The sequence below is a fragment of the Achromobacter sp. ACM02 genome (assembly GCF_014851605.1).
Taxonomy (GTDB): Bacteria; Pseudomonadota; Gammaproteobacteria; order Burkholderiales; family Burkholderiaceae_B; genus Achromobacter; species Achromobacter aegrifaciens.
Window position 1 is genome coordinate 148,155 of sequence record NZ_JACUZY010000004.1, and the last position, 19,554, is coordinate 167,708.

Genomic DNA, 19,554 nt, shown 5'->3' on the forward strand with positions numbered 1-19,554 from the left:
ATATTCAATGCACCGCCTGGACGATCCCGCCCCGTTCTTCAACCCCGATATCGACTCGCAATGGACCTATGCCATGCGCGTGCACGCGGACGAGAACGATCAGGAATCCCCGCCGCACCGGCACGCAATGGGACAGCTGGTGCTGTCCTTGCAGGGCGGGGTGACCTGCTCCGTGCCGCAAGGCCTGTGGATGGTGCCGCCGCAATGCGGCGTCTGGATTCCTGGCGGCGTGCCGCACAGCAACCGCGTCACGCAGAACGGCCGGGTGTGTTTCCTGTTCGTACCGCCAGACGCCGCGGGCCTGCCTGGACAGTGCTGCACGTTGGCGATCTCGCCGCTGGTGCGCGAACTGGTCGCTTATCTGGCCGACCTGGCTCCGCAGGACACCGCCACGCCTTCCAACCGGAAGCTGGCTGAAGTGCTGGTCGAGCAGTTGGCGCGCATGCCGGCCGAACAACTGCACCTGCCCATTTCGGAACACCCGCGCCTGCGTGAAATCGCCGATGCCCTGCACGCCGATCCCGCCGACCGCAGCACGGTGGCGCAATGGGGCAGGCGCGTCGCCATGAGCGAACGCACGCTGGCGCGCCTGGTGCAGCAGGAGCTCGGCATGAGCTTCGGCCGCTGGCGCCAGCAGATGCACATCATCCAGGCCTTGCAGCGCCTGTCCGCGGGCATCTCGGTGCAGCGCACGGCGGAAGACCTGGGCTACGAGTCCGTCAGCGCCTTCATCACCATGTTCCGCAAGACGCTGGGCAAGACGCCTGCCCGCTACTTCGCGGACAAGGCCGACGGTATCAATTGACGGCGGGCGGATAGTCCAGTTCGCCCGATTTCATCTGGCCGCGCAGGCGCGCCTCGCGCAGTTCCGCGACCGTCTGGTCCCGGGTCTTGTCCGATTGCGACGGCAGCGCGGGCGGATAATCCTGTTCGCCATACGTGACCAGGCCGGCCGCGCGCGCGGCGTCGAGTTCTTCGCGCACCTGCTGGCGGGTCTTGGTGCTGACATGAGGCAGATCCACCGGGTATTGCTGTTCGCCGTAAGTCACCAGGCCGGCGGCCTTGGCTTCCATCAGTTCTGCGCGCACCTGTTCACGGGTCTTGCCTTCGGCATGCGCGGCGGCGCCGACGAGCGCCATGCTCAGCGCCAGGACGGAGAGTCGAAATGTATTCATGAAATCCTCTGCGGTTAACGAGTGCTGCAATATTCGTTCGCCTGCCCGCCGGGATAAATCCCGCGCGGCGCAATCGAAGGTTGCCCGCCGCGCAAGCCTCGCCGCACACCCGCGCAGCACCCCACGCACCCTTGCGTCGGGCGCAAGGGTGGGTTGATCCAGGGATGGTTTTTCCGCCCCCCGCATCTACCTAGACTGAATAGCTCCTGTTATCCAAGGACGCTATTCCATGTTGTCTTCCTCATCTCCGGGCAGGGGCGGCCCACGATCATGACGGCCGCCGCTCCCCCCACCCCGCCCGCTGCTGCGGCCTTCGGCTGGCGCATCCTGACCGGATTGCTCGGCGTGCTGCTGGCAGTGATCCTCGCCGGGCTCAACGAAAACGTGACCAAGATGGCGCTGCCCGACATCCGCGGCGCGCTGGGCATCAGCTACGACCAGGGCACCTGGTTCGTCGCCGTCTACGCGGCGGCGTCGGTATGCGCCATGGCGTTCGCGCCCTGGTGCTCGGTCACGTTTTCATTGCGCCGCTTCACGGTCACGGCGCTGGCCGCCTTCGCGCTGTTCGGCGCGCTCTGCCCGTTTGCGCCCAACCTGCCCGTGCTGCTGTTCCTGCGCACGCTGCAAGGCCTCGCGGGCGGCGCGCTGCCGCCCATGCTCATGACGGTGGCGCTGCGCTTCCTGCCGCCAGGCATCAAGCTCTACGGCTTGGGCGGCTACGCCCTCACGGCCACCTTCGCGCCCAGCCTGGGCATACCGCTGGCGGCCTTCTGCACCGAGGTGCTGGGTTGGCGCTGGGCCTTCTGGCTGATCGTCGCTCCCGCGGCGCTCGCCGCATGGGCCGTCTGGCGCGGACTGCCCCAGGATCCGCTCAAGCTCGAGCGCTTGCGCTTGTTCGACTGGCGCGGCCTGCTGCTGGGCGCCCCGGCGCTGTCCATGCTGGTCATCGGCCTGTTGCAGGGCGACCGGCTGGACTGGCTCAACTCGCCGCTGATCTCCGTGCTGCTGGGCGGCGGCGGCGTGCTGATGGTGCTGTTCATGGTCAACGAATGGTCGCATCCCCTGCCGTTCTTCAAGATCCAGCTCCTGCGCCACCGCAATCTCAGCCATGCCTTGCTGACGCTGGGCGGCGTGCTGATCGTGCTGCTGGGCGTGATCCTGATTCCCTCGTCGTTCCTAGCGCAATTGCGCGGCTACCGGCCGCTGGAAACGGCGCCGGTGCTGCTCACCATGGGCCTGCCGCAGCTGATCGCGCTGCCGCTGGTCGCGGCGCTGTGCAACCTGCGCCAGGTGGATTGCCGCTGGGTGCTGGCCTCGGGCCTCGGGCTGCTGGCCGTATCCTGCCTGCTGGGGTCGCAGCTGACGCCCGTCTGGTCGCGCGAGCAGTTCTATCTGCTCGAAGCCGTGCAGATCTTCGCCCAGCCCATGGCCGTGATCCCGCTGCTGATGCTGGCCACGGGCGGCCTGGCGCCGCAGGACGGCCCCTGGGCCTCATCGTGGTTCAACACCATCAAGGGTTTTGCCGCAGTGGCCGCCACCGGCCTGCTGGACGCGCTGACCACCTCGCGCCGCAATTACCACTCCAGCATGCTGGCCGACCAGCTGGGCAACTTTCCGCTGAGCACGGCCGGCGAAAACGCTGCGGCGCTGTCCCGCCGCATCCAGGAGCAGGCCGCCGTGCTGACCTCCGCCGACCTCTATCTGTGCATGGCCGGCGTGGCCGTGCTCCTCATCCTGCTCATCCCCTTCGTCGCGACCCGGATCTACCCTCCGCGCGCCGCGGCCTGAAATCGAGTCCATATCATGCCATTCCCTCTTTTGACTTCTCCCCTTCCCCGCGCCGGCGCTCTGGGCGCCCTGGTCCTCCTGGCCTATGCGGGCTGGTCATGGTCCGCCACCGGCGCCGCTGAATCCACCGACGACGCCACCGTCGTCGCCGATCACACCATCGTCGCGCCGCAGGTGTCCGGCTTCATCGACGCCGTGCTGGTCGAAGACAACCAGGCCGTCAAGCAGGGCCAACTGCTTGCCCGCATCGACGACCGCGACCATCAGGCCGCGCTGGCTGCCGCAAGCGCCGAGCTCGCGGTGGCGGCGGCGCGCCTCTCGGACGCGGCCGCCACCCTGGAACGCCAGCAGGCCGTGATCGAGCAGGCCGTCGCCGTCACGCGCGCCGACCTGGCGGACATCCGCTATGCCGAAAGCGAGGCCCAACGCCACCGCAGGCTGGCCAGCGAGGGCGCGGGCACCCAGCAAGCCTATGAACAGGCGCGCAGCCGGCTGGACATGGCGCAGGCTCGGCAAGCCGAACACACAGCTACCTTGCAAGCCGCTCGCAAGCAGCGCGACGTGCTGGAAGCCAACCGCGAGGCGGCACAGGCCGGGCTGCTGCGCGCGCAGGCCCTGAAGGACCGCGCGGAACTCAATCTGTCGCATACCCAGGTCGTCTCCCCTATCGATGGCATCGTCGGCCGGCGCTCGCTGCGCGTGGGCGCCTACGTCAGCCCGGGCACGCCCATCCTCGCAGTGGTGCCGCTGCAGCAAGCCTATGTGGTGGCCAACTTCCGCGAAAAGCAGTTGACCCGCATGCGTCCGGGCCAGCTCGCGACCATCACGGTCGACGCCTATCCGGATACGCCGCTGCGCGGCCGCGTCCAGAGCATCGCGCCAGCCACGGGCCTGAGCTTTTCACCGGTAGTCCCCAGCAATGCCACCGGTAACTTCACCAAGGTCGCGCAGCGCCTGCCCGTCAAGATCGTGCTGGATGCGCCGGCCGAAGGCGCGCCGCCGCTGCGCGCCGGCATGTCCGTCGAAGCCGTGGTCGATACCGGCGCCGCGGCAGAGGAGTCCACGCAATGATCCCGCGCCGCTTGCTCAATGCCATGCTGGCCTGCACACTTTCCGCCTTGGCAGGCTGCGCCGTGGGCCCCGACTTTCAGGCTCCCCAGGCGCAATTGCCCGCGCAGTGGCGAGTACCCGACGCCTCCGCCGCGGACAGCGTCCCCGTGCCGCAAGATGTGAACACGTCCTGGTGGGACAGCTTCGGCGATCCCACCCTGAGCGCCTTGATCGCCGAAGCGACCGAGGCCAACCTGGACATACGTATCGCCCACGAACGCCTGCTGCAAAGCCGCGCGGCCTTGCGCGTGACCGAAGCCGACGGCCTGCCCGCCGTCGGTGCGGGCGCAAGCTACAAGCGCGGCCAGAACAGCGAGGTCGGCCTGGCCGACCCTTCGGGCCACGGCGGCAAGTCCTCATTCAACCTGTGGCAAGCGGGCATGGACGCCAGCTGGGAACTGGACCTGTGGGGCCGCGTGCGGCGCGAAGTCGAACAGGCCGGCGCCCAATCCCAGGCGGCGCTGGAGGCGCAGCGCGGCGTGGTCCTGGCCATCCGCGCCGAAACGGCGCGCAACTACATCCTGCTGCGTGGCACGCAGAACCAGCTGGACGTGCTGCGCCAGACGCTCGCCAATGCCGAACGCAACCTGGCGCTGACCCGCCTGCGCCAGCGCGAAGGCGTCGCCACCGAACTGGACGTTTCACAAGCCGATGCGCAGGCCGCCTCCATCGAAGCCGGCGTGCCGCCGCTCGTGCTGCGCATCGAACAGCTGATGAATGCGCTGGCGCTGCTGCTGGAGCAACCGCCCGGCGCGCTGCAACCGCGCCTGGCGGCGGTGGGCCCGATACCAGGCGGCCCGCTGCAAGTCCCCGTCGGGCTGCCGAGCGAACTGGCCGAACGCAGGCCCGACATCCGCCGCGCCCAGGCCAATCTGCATGCGGCCGTCGCAGCCATCGGCGTGGCCGAGGGCGATTTCTATCCGCGCATCACGCTATCGGGCAACCTCGGCCTGCAGGCCCTGCAGTTGCGAGACCTGGACTCCGACAATGCCGGCGTCTTCGGCGTCGGCCCCGCGTTGCAGATTCCCATTTTCCAGGGCGGCCGGCTGCGAGGCCGGCTGCGGCTGCGCGAATCGCAAGCTCAGGAAGCCGCGCTGCTGTACCAGAAGACCGTGTTGAATGCCTGGCATGAAGTCGACAACGCCATGACCGCCTACCAGGCGCAGCAACTGACCCGGGTGAGTCTGGAGCGCGCCTCCGAGAGCGCCCGCCAGGCGTTGCTCAACGCGCAACGCCAATATGCCGCGGGCGCGTCGGACTTCGTGAACGTGCTCAGCGCGCAGAACGCGGTGCTGGCCAGCGACCAGGCCCGCGTGTCGACCCAGGCCGCGGTGTCGCTGGTGCTGGTGGATCTGTACCGCTCGCTGGGCGGCGGCTGGGAACCGCCCGCTGCGGGTCTCAGCCCTGCTTCGGCCCCGCGATGATGAACAGCCGCGGGAACGGCAGCAGCACCGTGCCGTCGGCCAGCGCCGGATAGGCCTCTTCGATCAGCGACTGGTAGCGGGCCAGGAAACTGGCCTGCCCGGCGGCGTCCAACCGGTCCAGGTAGGGCCGCAGCGCCGTGCCCTTGAACCACTCCACGACCGCCGCCGCGCCTGCCAGCGGGTGATGGTAGGTCGTGCGCCACACGTCCAGCAGGCCGCAATGCGGCTTGAGAAGTTCGTAGTACCAGGCCGCGCTGTGCCGCGGCGGATGCTTGAATCCGCCGATGGCGGCGGCCCAGGGCGCTTCGCCTGCCACCTGGCGCGCCAGGCGGTGGGCCGGCTCTTCCAGGTTATCCGGCGTCTGCACCGCCAGGCTGCCGCCCGGGGCCAGCTTGCCGACCAGGCGCGGATACAGCGTCGCGTGGTCCGGCACCCATTGCAGCGCGGCGTTCGCCAGGATCACGTCGTAGGTCTCGGGCGGATTCCACGTGGCGATGTCGGCCAGTTCAAATTGCAGCCCCGGCAGGCGCTTTCGCGCCGACTGCAGCATGTCCTCCGAGCTGTCCATGCCGCTGATTTCGGCGTCGGGGTAGCGGCTGGCGAGCACTTCGGTGGAGTTGCCGGGGCCGCAGCCCAGGTCCACGGCGCGCTTCACGTCCTGGTTGGGCAAGGCGGCGACCAGGTCCCGCACCGGACGGGTGCGTTCGTTTTCAAAGGCGGAATACTGTTTGGCGGACCAGCTGGTCATGACGGCTCCTTGCGGCTTTTGGACTGTCCAGCACTCTACGCCCGCCGCACAGGCGCGACAAATCCCAAAAAATGCGCCCGCCATATCCGTTGGATATGGCGGGCGCTTTGCCTCTGGTCGCGGGATTATTCAGCCGCGAGTTCCTGCTTGGAGGCGTCCGAGCGGGTTTTCCACAGCGAGAACAACACGCCGCCAGCAATCAGGCCGAAGGTCACCGACAGGGACAAGGCAGCCGGCACCTTGCCGATGAAACCGACCAGGAAGATCTTGCCGCCAATGAAGACCAGGACCAGAGCCAGGGCGTACTTCAGGTAATGGAAGCGGTGGATCATCGCAGCCAGCGCAAAGTACAGCGCACGCAGGCCCAGGATGGCGAAGATGTTGCTGGTGTAGACGATGAACGGGTCAGTGGTGATGGCGAAGATCGCCGGCACGGAGTCCACCGCGAACAACAGGTCCACAAACTCGATCAACACCAGCGCCAGCAACAGCGGCGTAGCCCAACGCACCTTCTTCGACGTGGCGGGATCGGTCTCCATCACCCAGAACGCGTTGCCGCGCAGCCCTTCCGTGACGCGCATGCGGCGCTTCAGGAACTTCAGGATCGGATTGGACGCGATATCCGGCGTCTGGTCCGCAATCATCCACATCTTGATGCCGGTGAACACCAGGAAGGCGCCGAACAGATACAGCAGCCAGCCAAAGTTGCTGACCAGCGCCGCGCCCAGGCCTATCATGATGGCGCGCAGCACGATCACGCCGAGGATGCCCCAGAACAGCACGCGGTGCTGGTACTGGCGCGGAATCGCGAAGAAACTGAAGATCAGCGCGATCACGAAGACGTTGTCCATCGACAGCGACTTCTCGATCATGAAGCCCGTGTAGTAGGCCATGCCGCTGGCGGAACCCATCTGCCACCAGACCCAGGCGCCGAACAGCAGCGCCGCGGTGATGTAGCCAGCCGAAAGCAACAGGCTCTCGCGCACGCCGATCTCACGGTCTTCCTTGTGCAGCACGCCCAGGTCAAAGGCCAGCAAGGCGACCACGATGCCGATGAATAGCAGCCAGCTCCAGGCCGGGGTGCCGAAGAAATCGGCAGAGAGTAAGGTGAGCAAGGTGTCCATGATGTTCCCGCTTGTGTTCGAAGGGGCTCATGATCCGGATCCGGGGCCGATGGAGAAATCAGCCTGAAAGTGAGTTAAGGTTCGAAAAAACCGAAGTGATTCCTGCCATGCTCAATTATCGACACCTGTATTACTTCTGGATGGTTGCCAAGGAAGGCGGCTTTTCCCGCGCCGCCGAAAGGCTGGACATGGCCATCCAGACCATCAGCGCGCAAGTGCGCGAACTGGAAAAAAACCTGGGCCACCAGCTGCTCAAGCCGGCCGGGCGCGGCGTGGCGCTGACCGACGCGGGCGAGGCCGCCTTCGCCCGCGCCGAAGAGATCTTCCAGATCGGCCAGATGCTGCCCCAGGAAGTCCGCGCCGCCGCCACCAAGCCCGTCATACGGCTGTCGGTGGGCCTGTCGGACGGCATTTCCAAGCTGGCCGCACAGGCCCTGCTGGGCCCGGTGCTGCACACGCCGGACCTGCGCCTGACCTGCCACGAAGGCGAGGTTGAGGAACTGCTGGGCGAACTTGCCCAGCATCACCTGGACCTGGTGCTGGCCGGCCAGGGCGCGCCCGCCAACCCCAACCTGCGCCTCACCAGCGACCGCCTGGTCTCGTCGCCAGTGGACTGGTACGGTCCCGCCAAGCTGGTGCGCAAGGCCGACACCCTGGACTTTCCACGCTGCCTGGAACGCCTGCCGGTGCTGCTGCCCACCGGCCATTCCGTGCTGCGCCAGACGCTGGACCGCTGGTTTTCCGAACAAGGCATCTATCCCAACGTGGTCGGCGAATTCGAGGACAGCGCCCTGATGTCGGTATTCGCGGCCCGCGGCCTGGGCGTGTTTCCGCTCAGCCGCCTGGGCGGCGGCGATATCGGTGTGCTGCGGGGCTTGCGTCCCCTGGCCCGCTGCGACGACGTGCACGAGGAAATCCACGCCATCCGCAATCGCCGGGGGCAGCACCATCCGCTGGTCCAGATCGTGCTCGCCAAGGCAAAAACTTCGGTTTTTTCTTAATGTTTGTCACAACCACGCTGGTTTTTCAGAAATAGAATCCGCCTTATCGTGGACCCTCTTTTGAAACATCGGAGTACCACCTCAATGAAAAAGATCATCTGGCTCGCCTTCGCCGTGCTTGCAGCACTCTGGACCGGGCTGGTTGCGCTGACGCTGCAGCTGACCAACTGGGTCCTGTCGACCATCGCCACGACCCAGGTTCCCGGCACGGCGCTGGATACCTCGCAATGGGTTCCGCCCGCCTGGGCGGCGGCCTGGGTCGACCCCGCCTGGCTGCAGACGCTGCAGGGCGGCCTGGTCTGGGCCGCACAGGGCCTGAACCAGATGCTGCCCTTCGCCGGCAGCCTCGGCACGCTGATCTCCGTACTGGCTTGGATCTTCTGGGGCTTCATCATCGTCGGCCTGCTGGTGCTGGCGCTGATCCTCCACTGGCTGGCCGGCAAGCGCGAGCAAGCCGCGGCGCCCGGCCGCCAAGTGGTGTAATAGGGCAGGCAACGCGGCAACCCGGCGCGCTGCCCCTTACAAGAGGAGCGTGCCGTGCCCACCGTTCATTCCCCTGCCCCGAAGCTGTTGCTGGCGGCCCTGCTGGCCATGGCCGCCACGGCGGCGCAGGCGCACCCCGTGCGCTCCGCCTACGGCGTCGAGGTCTGCACGGTCACGGGTACTTCCGGGGAATACAGCGTGCGCGTGCGCAACACCGGCACGGCGCCCCTGGCCCGCGCCGAAGTCAACGGCGTCAGCCTGGATTCCAGCGGCCACGCGGCCGGTCCTCTCACCGTCAATCTGACCGACATCCCTGCCGGCAAGTACAAGACTGCCGTGCTGGGACGTCCCGGCAATGGCGCCGCGCTGGTCAGCATCGCCACTTATGTCACCGCCAATGGCGCGGAAACCCACCAGCAGGATCTGTTCGCCGGCAAGGTGGCGCACGTTTCGCCGGGCTCAGCCCTGCAATACACCCTGGCTCCGCTGGCCGTACGCGGCTGGACAGTGGCCTATGGCACCAAACAGGATCCCAAGCTGGAAGCCGGGAGCGCCGTGCTGCTGATCTACCCCGTCACCCTGGGCAAGAAGCGCGACGCGACGCGCCCGGATGCCGGCCGCACGCCGGCCGACGTGGTGCCGCTGGCGCCCTGCGGCGCGGCCGCCGGAGCAAAGAAATCCTGAACGCGTTCAGGTGCCGCTGAGCAGGTCGCGCTCGTTCAAGAGCGCATAGACGATCTCGGGCCGGTTATCGAAACCGCGGCGGATGGCGGCGGGAATCGCCGTGCGCGTCTTGCGGCACAACCCCAGCTGGTCCTCCAGCTGGATCGCAATGCCGCGCGAGGTGCGCACCTCGTTCTCGCTGGGCGTGATGTGGATCACGATGCCCAATTGCGCATGGATGCGTCCCTGCATGGCGCGCAGGTCCTCCAGGCTGGAGATGTTCTCCAACCGCGCCACAAGGCGCTTTTCCTCTTCCTTGGTCAGCCGCAACACGCGGACGTCGGCAGACGGATCGGCCAGCAGCCGGTCACGGTCACACATACAGGCGCCCGGCGGACATTCTTGGCGGATGGGAAACGGAAAATTCATGGCGGGCGGAGCGCGTCGCGGCAATCTTGCGTATCTTGGAATTCTACCCAGGATCCTGCGCCGCCCGCCGGGCGGCAAGTCCTGGTTTCCCCGCAAGCCGCTGCGGCATAATGCCTCACCGAGTTCACGGCGCGGAGGGCGCCCGCATGAAAGGATTCCTGTCGCTGGCGGCACTGGCCGCGCTCTTCATGCCCGGCCAGGATGCCGCCGCGCGCGACTACTCGTACGCTGTCCGGCCCGGCCTGCCTGCCGTGGTGACCATTACCGAGCTGCCGCAACAGCGCCTGAGCGTACGCGTGGGGGACGGGTCCGCTCAGCAAATCGCGGACATCTCCGGCGACGAGGAGGTGGACCAGTTCCAGGACGTGGACGTCGACCATGACGGCTACCTCGACTTCGTCATCGGGCAGACTGGCGGCAGTACGCAAGCGATTTCGCGCATCTTCCTGTACCGCCCCCAGGACGGGCGCTACCAGGAGATCCCGTATCCCGATGCAGTGGCCAGCCCATGCCGCGGCTTCGTCAATCCCGAATTCGACGCGGCCAAGCCCATTATTTCCGTGGCGTGCCGCTACAGCGCCGACACCTATGGCTTCGAGCAGTACCGGGTGTGCCCGGACGGCTCGGCGCGGATCATTTCCTGGACCCGGCGCGTAGGCGAATCGGAGCGCAAGATTCCGCATCCCGGCGCCAAGGGCGCCACATGCGCCGCGCGGACTGGCCGCTAAGGCGCCAATCCCCCCGAAATTCCCCCTCTGCGCAATGGCGCCGCAAACGCCGCGGCCGCTATAGTTGCGCTTCCGCCCACCAGGCTCTACGTCCGAGGACACCCCCGCCGTGCTGATTTTCCACAACCCTGTCCACGAAAAACACGCTGGCCGACAGGAAATGTTCCGCGGCAAGCTGGTGCCCTGTCACGAAACCCCGGCGCGCCTGGAGTACGTGCTGCAAGCGCTGAACCAGCGCGGCATCGGCGCATTGCGCACGCCATCGGCGGCGGACCTGGGCTTGGTCAAGCGCGTGCACGCCCCGCGCTACGTGGACTTCCTGGAAACGGCCTGGCGCGACTGGGTGGCGCTGGATCCGGCCAATGCCGGCCTCGACATCCTGCCTTCGGTCTGGCCCGTGCGCGGATTCCGCCACGACATCGAACCGACCAACTTCGCCGCGCGGGTCGGCCTGTTCTCGTTCGACAGCGGCTGCCCGCTGACCGCGGGCACCTGGGAGGCCGCCACCGCAGGCGCCGCCTGCGCCATCGACGCCGCGCGCGCCGTTTCGGCGGCGAGCGGCCCTCGCGTCGCCATGGCGCTCACGCGCCCGCCCGGCCACCACGCGGGCCCTGACTTCTTTGGCGGCTACTGCTTCCTTAACAACGCGGCGCTGGCCGCGCAAGCGCTGCGGGAAGCCGGCGCCGAACGCGTTGCCATCGTGGACGTCGACTACCACCACGGCAACGGCACGCAGAGCATCTTCTATGAACGCGCCGACGTGCTGACCGTATCGGTGCACGGCGACCCGACCACCGAGTACCCCTTCTACCTGGGCTACGCCGATGAGCGCGGCGCAGGCGCTGGCCTGGACGCCAACCTGAACCTGCCGCTGCCCGCCGGCACCGGTTTCGCCGCCTGGACGCGGGCATTGGAACAAGGGCTGTCCGCCGTGCGCGCCTTCAAGGCTGACGCAGTGGTGATCGCGCTGGGCGTGGACACCTACGAAGGCGATCCCATCTCCAAGTTCCAGCTCAAGAGCGCCGACTACCTGCACGTGGGCCGCCTGCTGGCAGGCCTGGGCCTGCCGGCGGTGTTCACGATGGAAGGCGGCTACGCCGTGGCGGACGTGGGCGTCAACGTCGCCAACGTGCTGGAAGGCTACGCAGGCTGAACGGCAGACGCTTTCAGTCGCGCGTTTCGAGCACCTTGTTGATACGCAGCGCCAGCAGCGTGCAGGCAGCCCCCGACAACAGGTAGACGCTGACCGCCACCAGCCCGAAACGCGCGGACAGGCCCAACGCGACCAGCGGCGCAAATGCCGCGCCGATCAGCCATGCCATGTCGGAGGTCAGCGCAGCGCCGGTATAGCGGAAGCGCCGCGTGAAGTTCGCGGTGACAGTGCCCGAAGCCTGGCCATAGGACAGCCCCAGCAGCACGAAGCCCACCAGGATGAACGCATCCTGCGCCTTGGGCCCGCCGCCCAGCAGCCAGGGCGTGAACAGCGCGAACACGGCAATCAGCAGGGCCAGCAGGCCCAGCGTGGTGCGCCGTCCGATGCGGTCGGCCAGCCAGCCCGAGGCAATGGTGCCCAGTATGCCCAGCACCGCGCCGACGATCTGCACGATCAACACGTCCTGGATCTGCTGGGTAGCGCTGACCGCGATCCAGGACAGGGGAAACACCGTGACCAGATGGAACAAGGCATAACTGGCCAGCGCCGCGAATGCGCCGATGAAGAGGTTGTAGCCTTGCTCGCGCACCATCTGCGCAACGCTGATCGGTTCGAGTTCGCCCTCTTCCAGCAGCTGCGTGTATTCCTCGGTGACGACCAGGCGCAGCCGCGCGAACAGCGCCACCACATTGATGGCAAACGCCACGAAGAAGGGATAGCGCCAGCCCCATTCCAGGAAATCGGCTTCGGTCAGCGTCACGTGCAGGAACAGGAACAGCGCGCTGGCCACCATGAAGCCCACGGGCGCGCCAAGCTGCCCCAGCATGGCATACCAGCCGCGGCGGTTGGGCGGCGCATTCAGCGCCAGCAGCGACGGCAAGCCGTCCCATGACCCGCCCAGCGCCAGCCCTTGCAGGCAGCGGAACACCGCCAGCAGCGTGATCGCATGCGCGCCAATGACGTTGTAGCCCGGCAGGAAGGCCATGCCCACCGTAGCCGTTCCCAGCAGGAACAGGGCGATGGTGAGCTTGGTCGCACGCCCCCAGCGCCGCTGCGCCGCCATCGACAGCGCCGTGCCGATGGGCCGCATGATGAAGGCGAACGAGAAGATGACAAAGGACCAGAGCGTGCCTTCCAGCCGCGGTTCGAAGGGGAAGAAGACCTGCGGAAAAACCAGCACGCAGGCGATGCCGAAGACGAAGAAATCGAAGTATTCGGAAGCGCGCCCCACCACCACGCCCACCGCGATTTCCCCTGGCGCCACCTTGGCGTGGCTACCGCCGCCGGCCGCGGGGAGTGAGGGAGCATGACCGGGATATTGCGTGGTGGTCGCCATGTGAATGCTCGCTGAAAGGAGGTTCGGAACAGATCCTGAAACACACCCGCGCGCCTGCAGCCCATATCGCGCAGAGCCGCTCCGTCATTGGGATGCAGCCCTGGTCTGCGCGCGTCGCCCTGCACATTTTTGTTCTTTTTACCCTAGATTTTTCGCGGCTTCCAGCGTAGTGTTGCGTTTACTTCCCACGGTTACGTTTCGGGGTATGGTCATGCCGTCCTTCCCAAGGTTCCGCGGATTGGTCCTGGTTGCCGCGCTGCCATTGCTCGCCGGATGCAATGCAGTCCTGCTCTCGCCCTCGGGCGACATCGCCTTGCAGCAGCGCAACCTGATCATCATTTCCACCGGCTTGATGCTGCTGATCATCGTGCCGGTGATCCTCCTGACTTTCGTGTTCGCGTGGCGCTACCGGGCCAGCAACAAGGAAGCGCACTATGACCCTGACTGGAATCACTCCACCATGCTGGAGCTCCTGATCTGGGCCGCGCCGCTGCTGATCATCATCGCGCTGGGCGCGCTCACCTGGGTCAGCACGCACCAATTGGATCCTTACCGCCCGCTTGTGCGCCTGTCCGAGGGCCGCGAAGTGCCCGCCGGCACCAAACCGCTGGTCGTGGAGGTCGTGGCGCTGGACTGGAAGTGGCTGTTCATCTATCCCGAACAGGGCATCGCCGCGGTGAACGAAATGGCGGCCCCGGTGGACCGTCCCATCCAGTTCAAGATCACTTCGTCCACCGTGATGAATTCCTTCTTCGTGCCCGCGCTCGCGGGCCAGATCTACGCCATGCCGGGCATGCAGACCACCCTGCACGCGGTGATCAACCATCCCGGCGAATACGAAGGCCTGTCCGCCAACTACAGCGGCTCGGGCTTTTCCGGCATGCGCTTCAAGTTCCACGGCGTGGATCAGCAGGGCTTTGACAAATGGGTGGCTGACGCCCGCGCCTCCAACGCCACGCTCAGCCGCGAAACCTACCTGAAGCTGGAGCAACCCAGCGAACGCAACCCGGTGCAACGCTATGCGTCCAGCGCGCCCGGCCTGTTCGAGGCGATCGTCAACCGCTGCGTGGAACCCAACCGCATGTGCATGCGCGACGCGATGGCGATCGACGCGCAAGGCGGCATGGGCATACCCGGCGCGCTCAATGTCACCACGCTGGACGCCGGAACGCGCGAGCGCCTGGGCCTGACCGGCGCGCCGCGCAAGTATGTGGGCGCGATGTGCACCGCCACCGAAGGACTGGTCCTGTAGCGGATCGCTGGCGCACGGGGCTTCGTGAAATTGCGGTCTTTTTGCTGGAATCGAGATGCCTGATCAACCAGACCTCACCAAGCTGATCTTCGGTAAGTTGACCTGGGAAGCCATTCCCTACCACGAACCGATCCTGCTCTTCACCTTCATCGCGGTCGCCATCGGCGGCATCGCGGTGGTGGGCGCCATCACCTACTTCGGCAAATGGGGCTATCTGTGGCGCGAGTGGTTCACCAGCATCGACCACAAGAAGATCGGCATCATGTACGTCATCCTGGGCATCGTGATGCTGCTGCGCGGCTTCGCCGACGCCATCATGATGCGCCTGCAACAGGCGGTGGCGTTCGGCGATTCCATGGGCTACCTGCCGCCGCACCACTACGACCAGATCTTCACCGCGCACGGCGTGATCATGATCTTCTTCGTGGCCATGCCGCTGGTCACGGGCCTGATGAACTACATCGTGCCCTTGCAGATCGGCGCGCGCGACGTGGCCTTTCCGTTCCTGAACAACTTCAGCTTCTGGATGACCACGGGCGGCGTCATCCTGGTCATGATGTCGCTGTTCGTCGGTGAATTCGCGCGTACCGGCTGGCTGGCGTATCCGCCATTATCGGGGATCCTCCAGAGCCCCGACGTGGGCGTCGATTACTACATATGGGCCCTGCAGATAGCGGGGGTAGGCACACTGCTTTCCGGCGTCAACCTGCTGGTCACCATCGTCAAGATGCGCGCGCCGGGCATGACCATGATGCGCATGCCCATCTTCACCTGGACCGCGCTGTGCACCAATGTGCTGATCGTGGCGGCTTTCCCGGTGCTGACGGCGGTGCTGGCGCTGCTCTCCATGGACCGCTACGTGGGCACCAACTTCTTCACGGCGGACTTCGGCGGCAACGCCATGATGTACGTGAACCTGATCTGGATCTGGGGCCATCCCGAGGTCTACATCCTGATCCTGCCGGCCTTCGGCATCTTCTCCGAAGTGGTTTCCACCTTCTGCCGCAAGCGCCTCTTCGGCTATGCGTCCATGGTGTACGCCACGGTCGTGATCACGGTGCTGTCGTACCTGGTGTGGCTGCACCACTTCTTCACCATGGGATCAGGGGCAAGCGTGAACTCGTTCTTCGGGATCACCACCATGATCATCTCGATCCCCACGGGCGCCAAGATCTTCAACTGGCTGTTCACCATGTACCACGGCCGCATCCGCTTCGAGGTCCCCATGCTGTGGACCCTGGGGTTCATGGTGACCTTCGTGATCGGCGGCATGACGGGCGTGCTGCTGGCCGTGCCGCCCGCCGACTTCGTCCTGCACAACAGCCTGTTCCTGATCGCGCACTTCCACAACGTGATCATCGGCGGCGTGCTGTTCGGATTGATGGCCGGCATCACGTACTGGTTTCCCAAGGCCTTTGGCTACAAGCTCGATCCGTTCTGGGGCAAGTGCTCGTTCTGGTTCTGGCTGGTGGGCTTCTACGTCGCCTTCATGCCGCTGTATGTGCTGGGGCTGATGGGCGTGACGCGGCGCGTGAATCACTTCGAGGACATGTCCCTGCAGATCTGGTTCCAGGTGGCGGCCTTCGGCGCGCTGCTGATAGCCTGCGGCATCGCCAGCTTCCTGATCCAGCTGGTGGTCAGCTATCGCCGCCGCGAGTCGCTGCGCGACGACACCGGCGACCCCTGGGACGGCCGCACGCTGGAATGGTCGACATCGTCGCCCCCGCCCAACTACAACTTCGCCTTCACGCCGCGCGTGCATGACCAGGACGCCTGGTGGCAGATGAAGCAGCACGGCTACCTGCGGCCGCAGCAGGGCTTCATTCCCATCCACATGCCCAAGAACACCTGGGCGGGCATCGTCCTGGCGGGTATCAGCGTGGTGATGGGTTTCGCCTTGATCTGGCATATGTGGCCGCTGGCCGTGCTGTCGTTCGCGGCGCTGATCCTGGTGTCCATCATTCACACCTTCAACTACAAGCGCGACTACTACGTGCCGGCCGAAGAGGTCGTGCGCGCCGAAGACGCCCGCACAAGGTTGCTAGCGAAAAATGTCTGATACCCTGGCCCCCAACCTGCCCGGCGGCGCCGCGCCGCCCGCGGAGCCCATGTTCCACGTCCCGGGCGAACACCACCCCAAGAACGGCACCCTGCTCGGGTTCTGGGTCTACCTGATGAGCGATTGCCTCATCTTCGCCTGCCTGTTCGCCACCTATGGCGTGCTGGGACGCAACTATGCGGCTGGCCCTTCCGGCGCGGACCTGTTCGACCTGCCGCTGGTAGCGGTGAATACCGCGCTGCTGCTGCTGTCTTCCATCACCTACGGTTTCGCGATGCTGGAAATGCGGCGCAACCGCGTCGGCGCCACCCAGCTCTGGCTGGCCGTGACCGGCATCCTGGGGCTGGGCTTTCTGTCGCTGGAACTGTACGAATTCGCGCACCTGATCCACCAGGGCGCCGGCCCGCAGCGCAGCGCCTTCCTGTCGTCCTTCTTCACCCTGGTCGGCACCCACGGGCTGCACGTCACCTTCGGCATCGTGTGGCTGGTGACGATGATGATCCAGGTCCAGATGCACGGCTTGATCCCCGAAAACCGCCGCCGCCTGATGTGCCTGTCCATGTTCTGGCACTTCCTGGACCTGATCTGGGTGGGCGTCTTCACCTTCGTGTACCTGATGGGAGTGCTGCCATGACCGCGCACCTGGATCATCCGGCCGATCACGGCCACGGCGGCCACGACCACCACGACGACGATGACGGCGCCGCCCATGGCACCTTCAAAAGCTACATGACCGGCTTCGTGCTGGCGGCCATCCTGACCGCCATCCCGTTCTGGCTGGTCATGAACCAGGTCTTCTCTCAGTCCCGGACCACCGCGCTGGTGATCCTGGCGTTCGCCGCGGTGCAGATCGTGGTCCACATCATCTACTTCCTGCACATGGACACCAAGTCCGAAAGCGGCTGGAACATGTTGGCGTTAATATTCACGCTGGTGCTGGTCGTAATCACGCTCAGCGGATCCATCTGGATCATGTACCACCTCGACTCCAATATGATGCCCATGTCCACACACGACATGCGGAAAATGCCCTGATGGCCGCAGTAAACGACTCCACTTCCCGCGACACCTCCTCCCGTAATCCGCGCAGCAAAGTTACCCTGGTCATCCTGGGGGTGCTTGCTGTTGCCATTTTTGCGGGCCTCTGCGCCCTGGGCACCTGGCAGGTGCACCGGCTGGCCTGGAAACGCACCCTGATCGCGCAGGTCGAACAACGCGCCCATGCGGCGCCCACGCCGGCGCCGGCCCAGGCCGAATGGCCCGCGCTGACTTCCGACAACGCCGAATACCGCCGCGTCACCGCCAAGGGCACCTACCTGTACGACCGCCAGACCCTGGTGCAGGCCGCGACCGAGCTGGGCAGCGGCTACTGGGTCATGACTCCGCTGCAGTTGCCCGAAGGCGGCACGGTGCTGGTCAACCGCGGCTTCGTGCTGCCCGAATGGCGCAAAAGCAAGTCGGCCATACAACAAACGCCCGAAGAAGCCACCGTCACCGGCCTGCTGCGCATGGGCGAGCCCCCTCATGGTTTCCTGCGCAACAACGATCCGGCGACCAACCTCTGGTACTCGCGCGATCTGCCCGCCATCGCCGCGGCGCGCGGCCTGACCGACGTGGCCCCCTACTTCATCGACGCCGATGCGACGGGCAAGGACGGCAGCGGGCGCACCGCTCCCGTCGGCGGCCTGACGGTGCTGAACTTCCCCAACAATCACCTGAGCTACGCCATCACCTGGTACGCCCTGGCAGCCATGGTGCTGGTCGGCGTTTTCATCTTCGTGCGCGAGGAAAAGCGCGCGCGCCGCAAGGGCTGAATCCGCCGGCTGCGGCCGGTGTCCTACAATGAGGGCTGGGAACAGCGCTGAGCTACATGCTCGCGTGCTGTTCCCTTTTGTTTTTTCCACCCCTCAACCAGGAGTCCCCAAGGATGAAAAAGACGCTGCTCGCCGCCGCAATGTTCACGACTTTTGCAGGCGTTGCTCAGGCAGAATCGTCGGTAACTCTCTATGGTGTCATCGACACCGGCATCGGCTACAACAAGATCAAAGGCGATGGATACGACGGTAGCAAGATAGGCATGATCAACGGCATCCAGGCCGGCTCGCGCTGGGGCCTGCGCGGCGCCGAAGATCTGGGCGACGGCCTGCGCGCCACGTTCAAGCTGGAAAGCGGATTCGACTCGGCCAACGGCCAGCGCGGACAGTCCGGCCGCCTGTTCGGCCGCCAGGCCACCATCGGCCTGGCCAACGACGCCTGGGGCTCGCTGGAGTTCGGCCGCCAGGCCACGGTGGGCTCGAACTACCTTGCCGACATCGACCCCTTCTACACCAGCTACACCCAGTCCAACATGGGCCTGGGTTTCAGCGCCGCCAACACCATGCGCTGGGACAACATGGTGATGTACAAGACGCCTTCGGTGAACGGCTTCGAACTTGGCATCGGCTACTCGTTCAATGCGGACGACACGACCGCCGACCAGACGGGTTTTCGCACCGCCGACAATACCCGCGGCATCACCTTCGGCCTGCGCTACGTGCAAGGTCCGCTGAACGTCGCGCTGACCTACGACCAGCTCAACGGCTCCAACCGCGGCTCCATCGACCATGACGCCACGCCGCGCCAGTACGCGCTGGGCGTGTCCTACGACCTGGAGGTCGTGAAGCTCGCCGCCGCCTACGGCCGCACCACCGACGGCTGGTTCGTCGGCCAGGACCTGCCGGCAGGCACGCCCTTCAGCGATGAATTCGGCACCAACCGCTTCGTGGACGGCTTCAAGGCCAACTCCTACATGCTGGGCGCCACTCTGCCCCTGGGCAGCGCAAGCAGCCTGTTCGCGTCGTGGCAACACGTGTCGCCGAACAACGACAAGCTGACCGGCGGCGACACCAACATGAACGTCTGGAGCGTGGGCTACACCTACGACCTGTCCAAGCGCACCAACCTGTACGCCTATGGTTCGTACGGCAAGGACTATGCCTTCATCGACGGCCTGAAGAGCACGGCCGCCGGCGTCGGCGTGCGCCACACGTTCTAAGCAAGTCAGCGGAGCGGCTGCGGGGCCGCTCCGCTGTCGGCGAATCC

General features: G+C 66.0%; 20 protein-coding genes. 15 read left to right on the forward strand and 5 right to left on the reverse strand.

Annotated elements, in window-relative coordinates:
• Positions 1-7: 7 nt before the first annotated feature.
• Positions 8-805: a helix-turn-helix domain-containing protein gene (locus IB258_RS13260; RefSeq protein WP_054451700.1), complete on the forward strand. Its 798-nt coding sequence runs from the start codon at positions 8-10 to the stop codon at positions 803-805.
• Here IB258_RS13260 and IB258_RS13265 read toward each other — a convergent pair.
• Positions 798-1,175: a DUF4148 domain-containing protein gene (locus IB258_RS13265; RefSeq protein WP_054451701.1), complete on the reverse strand. Its 378-nt coding sequence runs from the start codon at positions 1,173-1,175 to the stop codon at positions 798-800. The genes IB258_RS13260 and IB258_RS13265 overlap by 8 nt on opposite strands.
• Before the next feature lie 270 nt (positions 1,176-1,445).
• Between IB258_RS13265 and IB258_RS13270 the strand changes: the two genes are divergently transcribed.
• From IB258_RS13270 to IB258_RS13280, 3 genes are read left to right on the forward strand one after another with little or no spacing between them, the layout of a single operon-like run.
• On the forward strand, positions 1,446-2,963 hold the full coding sequence (locus IB258_RS13270) for an MFS transporter (protein ID WP_054451702.1): 1,518 nt from the start codon (positions 1,446-1,448) through the stop codon (positions 2,961-2,963).
• Between the two features lie 15 nt (positions 2,964-2,978).
• Entirely contained in the window at positions 2,979-4,034 is a 1,056-nt protein-coding gene (locus tag IB258_RS13275; protein WP_082400784.1) for an HlyD family secretion protein, read from the forward strand.
• A complete protein-coding gene (locus tag IB258_RS13280; RefSeq protein ID WP_192352683.1) occupies positions 4,031-5,497 on the forward strand; it encodes an efflux transporter outer membrane subunit in 1,467 nt (488 codons plus the stop codon). The genes IB258_RS13275 and IB258_RS13280 overlap by 4 nt, the downstream gene beginning before the upstream one ends.
• Here the strand turns inward: IB258_RS13280 and tam are convergent.
• Together tam and IB258_RS13290 are read right to left on the reverse strand one after the other, a co-directional pair.
• The gene (tam, locus tag IB258_RS13285) at positions 5,472-6,245 is read right to left on the reverse strand and encodes a trans-aconitate 2-methyltransferase (RefSeq protein WP_054451705.1); all 774 of its coding nucleotides are present in this window, start codon (positions 6,243-6,245) and stop codon (positions 5,472-5,474) included. The two genes, IB258_RS13280 and tam, sit on opposite strands and share 26 nt — an antisense overlap.
• A 125-nt stretch (positions 6,246-6,370) precedes the next feature.
• On the reverse strand, positions 6,371-7,369 hold the full coding sequence (locus IB258_RS13290) for a TerC family protein (protein ID WP_119449458.1): 999 nt from the start codon (positions 7,367-7,369) through the stop codon (positions 6,371-6,373).
• 107 nt (positions 7,370-7,476) lie between these two features.
• Between IB258_RS13290 and IB258_RS13295 the strand changes: the two genes are divergently transcribed.
• The 3 genes from IB258_RS13295 to IB258_RS13305 all read left to right on the forward strand — a co-directional run bounded on the left by IB258_RS13295 (position 7,477) and on the right by IB258_RS13305 (position 9,537).
• Positions 7,477-8,370 (forward strand): LysR family transcriptional regulator, encoded by an 894-nt coding sequence (locus IB258_RS13295; RefSeq protein WP_054452273.1) that lies wholly within the window; start codon positions 7,477-7,479, stop codon positions 8,368-8,370.
• 84 nt (positions 8,371-8,454) lie between these two features.
• A complete protein-coding gene (locus IB258_RS13300) occupies positions 8,455-8,853 on the forward strand; it encodes a hypothetical protein (protein WP_054451706.1) in 399 nt (132 codons plus the stop codon).
• Between the two features lie 54 nt (positions 8,854-8,907).
• The gene (locus IB258_RS13305; protein ID WP_119449459.1) at positions 8,908-9,537 is read left to right on the forward strand and encodes a hypothetical protein; all 630 of its coding nucleotides are present in this window, start codon (positions 8,908-8,910) and stop codon (positions 9,535-9,537) included.
• A gap of 6 nt (positions 9,538-9,543) precedes the next feature.
• Here the strand turns inward: IB258_RS13305 and IB258_RS13310 are convergent, their stop codons facing one another.
• Complete coding sequence (locus IB258_RS13310) at positions 9,544-9,945, reverse strand: hypothetical protein (protein ID WP_054451707.1); 402 nt, start codon at positions 9,943-9,945, stop codon at positions 9,544-9,546.
• 146 nt (positions 9,946-10,091) lie between these two features.
• Here IB258_RS13310 and IB258_RS13315 point away from each other — a divergent pair, with 146 nt between their 5' ends.
• Both IB258_RS13315 and IB258_RS13320 read left to right on the forward strand, forming a co-directional pair.
• Positions 10,092-10,673, forward strand: coding sequence for a hypothetical protein (locus IB258_RS13315; RefSeq protein WP_119449460.1), 582 nt, complete (start codon positions 10,092-10,094; stop codon positions 10,671-10,673).
• Between the two features lie 109 nt (positions 10,674-10,782).
• Entirely contained in the window at positions 10,783-11,826 is a 1,044-nt protein-coding gene (locus tag IB258_RS13320; RefSeq protein WP_054451709.1) for a histone deacetylase family protein, read from the forward strand.
• A 13-nt stretch (positions 11,827-11,839) separates the two neighbouring features.
• On the opposite strand, the gene IB258_RS13325 is transcribed toward IB258_RS13320, so the two are convergent.
• The gene (locus tag IB258_RS13325; protein ID WP_054451710.1) at positions 11,840-13,162 is read right to left on the reverse strand and encodes an MFS transporter; all 1,323 of its coding nucleotides are present in this window, start codon (positions 13,160-13,162) and stop codon (positions 11,840-11,842) included.
• A gap of 211 nt (positions 13,163-13,373) precedes the next feature.
• Here IB258_RS13325 and cyoA point away from each other — a divergent pair, with 211 nt between their 5' ends.
• From cyoA to IB258_RS13355, 6 genes are all read left to right on the forward strand, one after another.
• Positions 13,374-14,414: a ubiquinol oxidase subunit II gene (gene cyoA, locus IB258_RS13330; protein ID WP_054452277.1), complete on the forward strand. Its 1,041-nt coding sequence runs from the start codon at positions 13,374-13,376 to the stop codon at positions 14,412-14,414.
• A 55-nt stretch (positions 14,415-14,469) separates the two neighbouring features.
• Positions 14,470-16,473, forward strand: a complete 2,004-nt coding sequence (gene cyoB / locus IB258_RS13335; protein ID WP_054451711.1) for a cytochrome o ubiquinol oxidase subunit I — start codon at positions 14,470-14,472, stop codon at positions 16,471-16,473.
• Complete coding sequence (gene cyoC, locus IB258_RS13340; protein ID WP_054451712.1) at positions 16,466-17,107, forward strand: cytochrome o ubiquinol oxidase subunit III; 642 nt, start codon at positions 16,466-16,468, stop codon at positions 17,105-17,107. Before cyoB ends, cyoC begins: the two co-directional genes overlap by 8 nt.
• Positions 17,104-17,508 (forward strand): cytochrome o ubiquinol oxidase subunit IV, encoded by a 405-nt coding sequence (gene cyoD / locus IB258_RS13345; protein WP_054451713.1) that lies wholly within the window; start codon positions 17,104-17,106, stop codon positions 17,506-17,508. The genes cyoC and cyoD overlap by 4 nt, the downstream gene beginning before the upstream one ends.
• Complete coding sequence (locus IB258_RS13350; protein WP_119449462.1) at positions 17,508-18,287, forward strand: SURF1 family protein; 780 nt, start codon at positions 17,508-17,510, stop codon at positions 18,285-18,287. Before cyoD ends, IB258_RS13350 begins: the two co-directional genes overlap by 1 nt.
• Positions 18,288-18,400: 113 nt before the next feature.
• Positions 18,401-19,507 carry a porin gene (locus IB258_RS13355; RefSeq protein WP_192352684.1) on the forward strand — a complete coding sequence of 369 codons (1,107 nt, stop codon included), beginning with the start codon at positions 18,401-18,403 and terminating at the stop codon, positions 19,505-19,507.
• The last annotated feature ends 47 nt before the right edge of the window (positions 19,508-19,554 follow it).

Excerpts from the sequence above, each read along its gene's own strand:
- cyoB (WP_054451711.1), top strand. The coding sequence starts at position 14,470 with ATGCCTGATCAACCAGACCTCACCAAGCTGATCTTCGGTAAGTTGACC.
- IB258_RS13260 (WP_054451700.1), top strand. The coding sequence starts at position 8 with ATGCACCGCCTGGACGATCCCGCCCCGTTCTTCAACCCCGATATCGAC.
- cyoC (WP_054451712.1), top strand. The coding sequence starts at position 16,466 with ATGTCTGATACCCTGGCCCCCAACCTGCCCGGCGGCGCCGCGCCGCCC.
- IB258_RS13265 (WP_054451701.1), bottom strand. The coding sequence starts at position 1,175 with ATGAATACATTTCGACTCTCCGTCCTGGCGCTGAGCATGGCGCTCGTC.
- IB258_RS13275 (WP_082400784.1), top strand. The coding sequence starts at position 2,979 with ATGCCATTCCCTCTTTTGACTTCTCCCCTTCCCCGCGCCGGCGCTCTG.
- tam (WP_054451705.1), bottom strand. The coding sequence starts at position 6,245 with ATGACCAGCTGGTCCGCCAAACAGTATTCCGCCTTTGAAAACGAACGC.
- IB258_RS13325 (WP_054451710.1), bottom strand. The coding sequence starts at position 13,162 with ATGGCGACCACCACGCAATATCCCGGTCATGCTCCCTCACTCCCCGCG.
- IB258_RS13270 (WP_054451702.1), top strand. The coding sequence starts at position 1,446 with ATGACGGCCGCCGCTCCCCCCACCCCGCCCGCTGCTGCGGCCTTCGGC.
- cyoA (WP_054452277.1), top strand. The coding sequence starts at position 13,374 with ATGCCGTCCTTCCCAAGGTTCCGCGGATTGGTCCTGGTTGCCGCGCTG.
- IB258_RS13280 (WP_192352683.1), top strand. The coding sequence starts at position 4,031 with ATGATCCCGCGCCGCTTGCTCAATGCCATGCTGGCCTGCACACTTTCC.
- IB258_RS13310 (WP_054451707.1), bottom strand. The coding sequence starts at position 9,945 with ATGAATTTTCCGTTTCCCATCCGCCAAGAATGTCCGCCGGGCGCCTGT.
- cyoD (WP_054451713.1), top strand. The coding sequence starts at position 17,104 with ATGACCGCGCACCTGGATCATCCGGCCGATCACGGCCACGGCGGCCAC.
- IB258_RS13295 (WP_054452273.1), top strand. The coding sequence starts at position 7,477 with ATGCTCAATTATCGACACCTGTATTACTTCTGGATGGTTGCCAAGGAA.
- IB258_RS13300 (WP_054451706.1), top strand. The coding sequence starts at position 8,455 with ATGAAAAAGATCATCTGGCTCGCCTTCGCCGTGCTTGCAGCACTCTGG.
- IB258_RS13315 (WP_119449460.1), top strand. The coding sequence starts at position 10,092 with ATGAAAGGATTCCTGTCGCTGGCGGCACTGGCCGCGCTCTTCATGCCC.
- IB258_RS13290 (WP_119449458.1), bottom strand. The coding sequence starts at position 7,369 with ATGGACACCTTGCTCACCTTACTCTCTGCCGATTTCTTCGGCACCCCG.
- IB258_RS13355 (WP_192352684.1), top strand. The coding sequence starts at position 18,401 with ATGAAAAAGACGCTGCTCGCCGCCGCAATGTTCACGACTTTTGCAGGC.
- IB258_RS13350 (WP_119449462.1), top strand. The coding sequence starts at position 17,508 with ATGGCCGCAGTAAACGACTCCACTTCCCGCGACACCTCCTCCCGTAAT.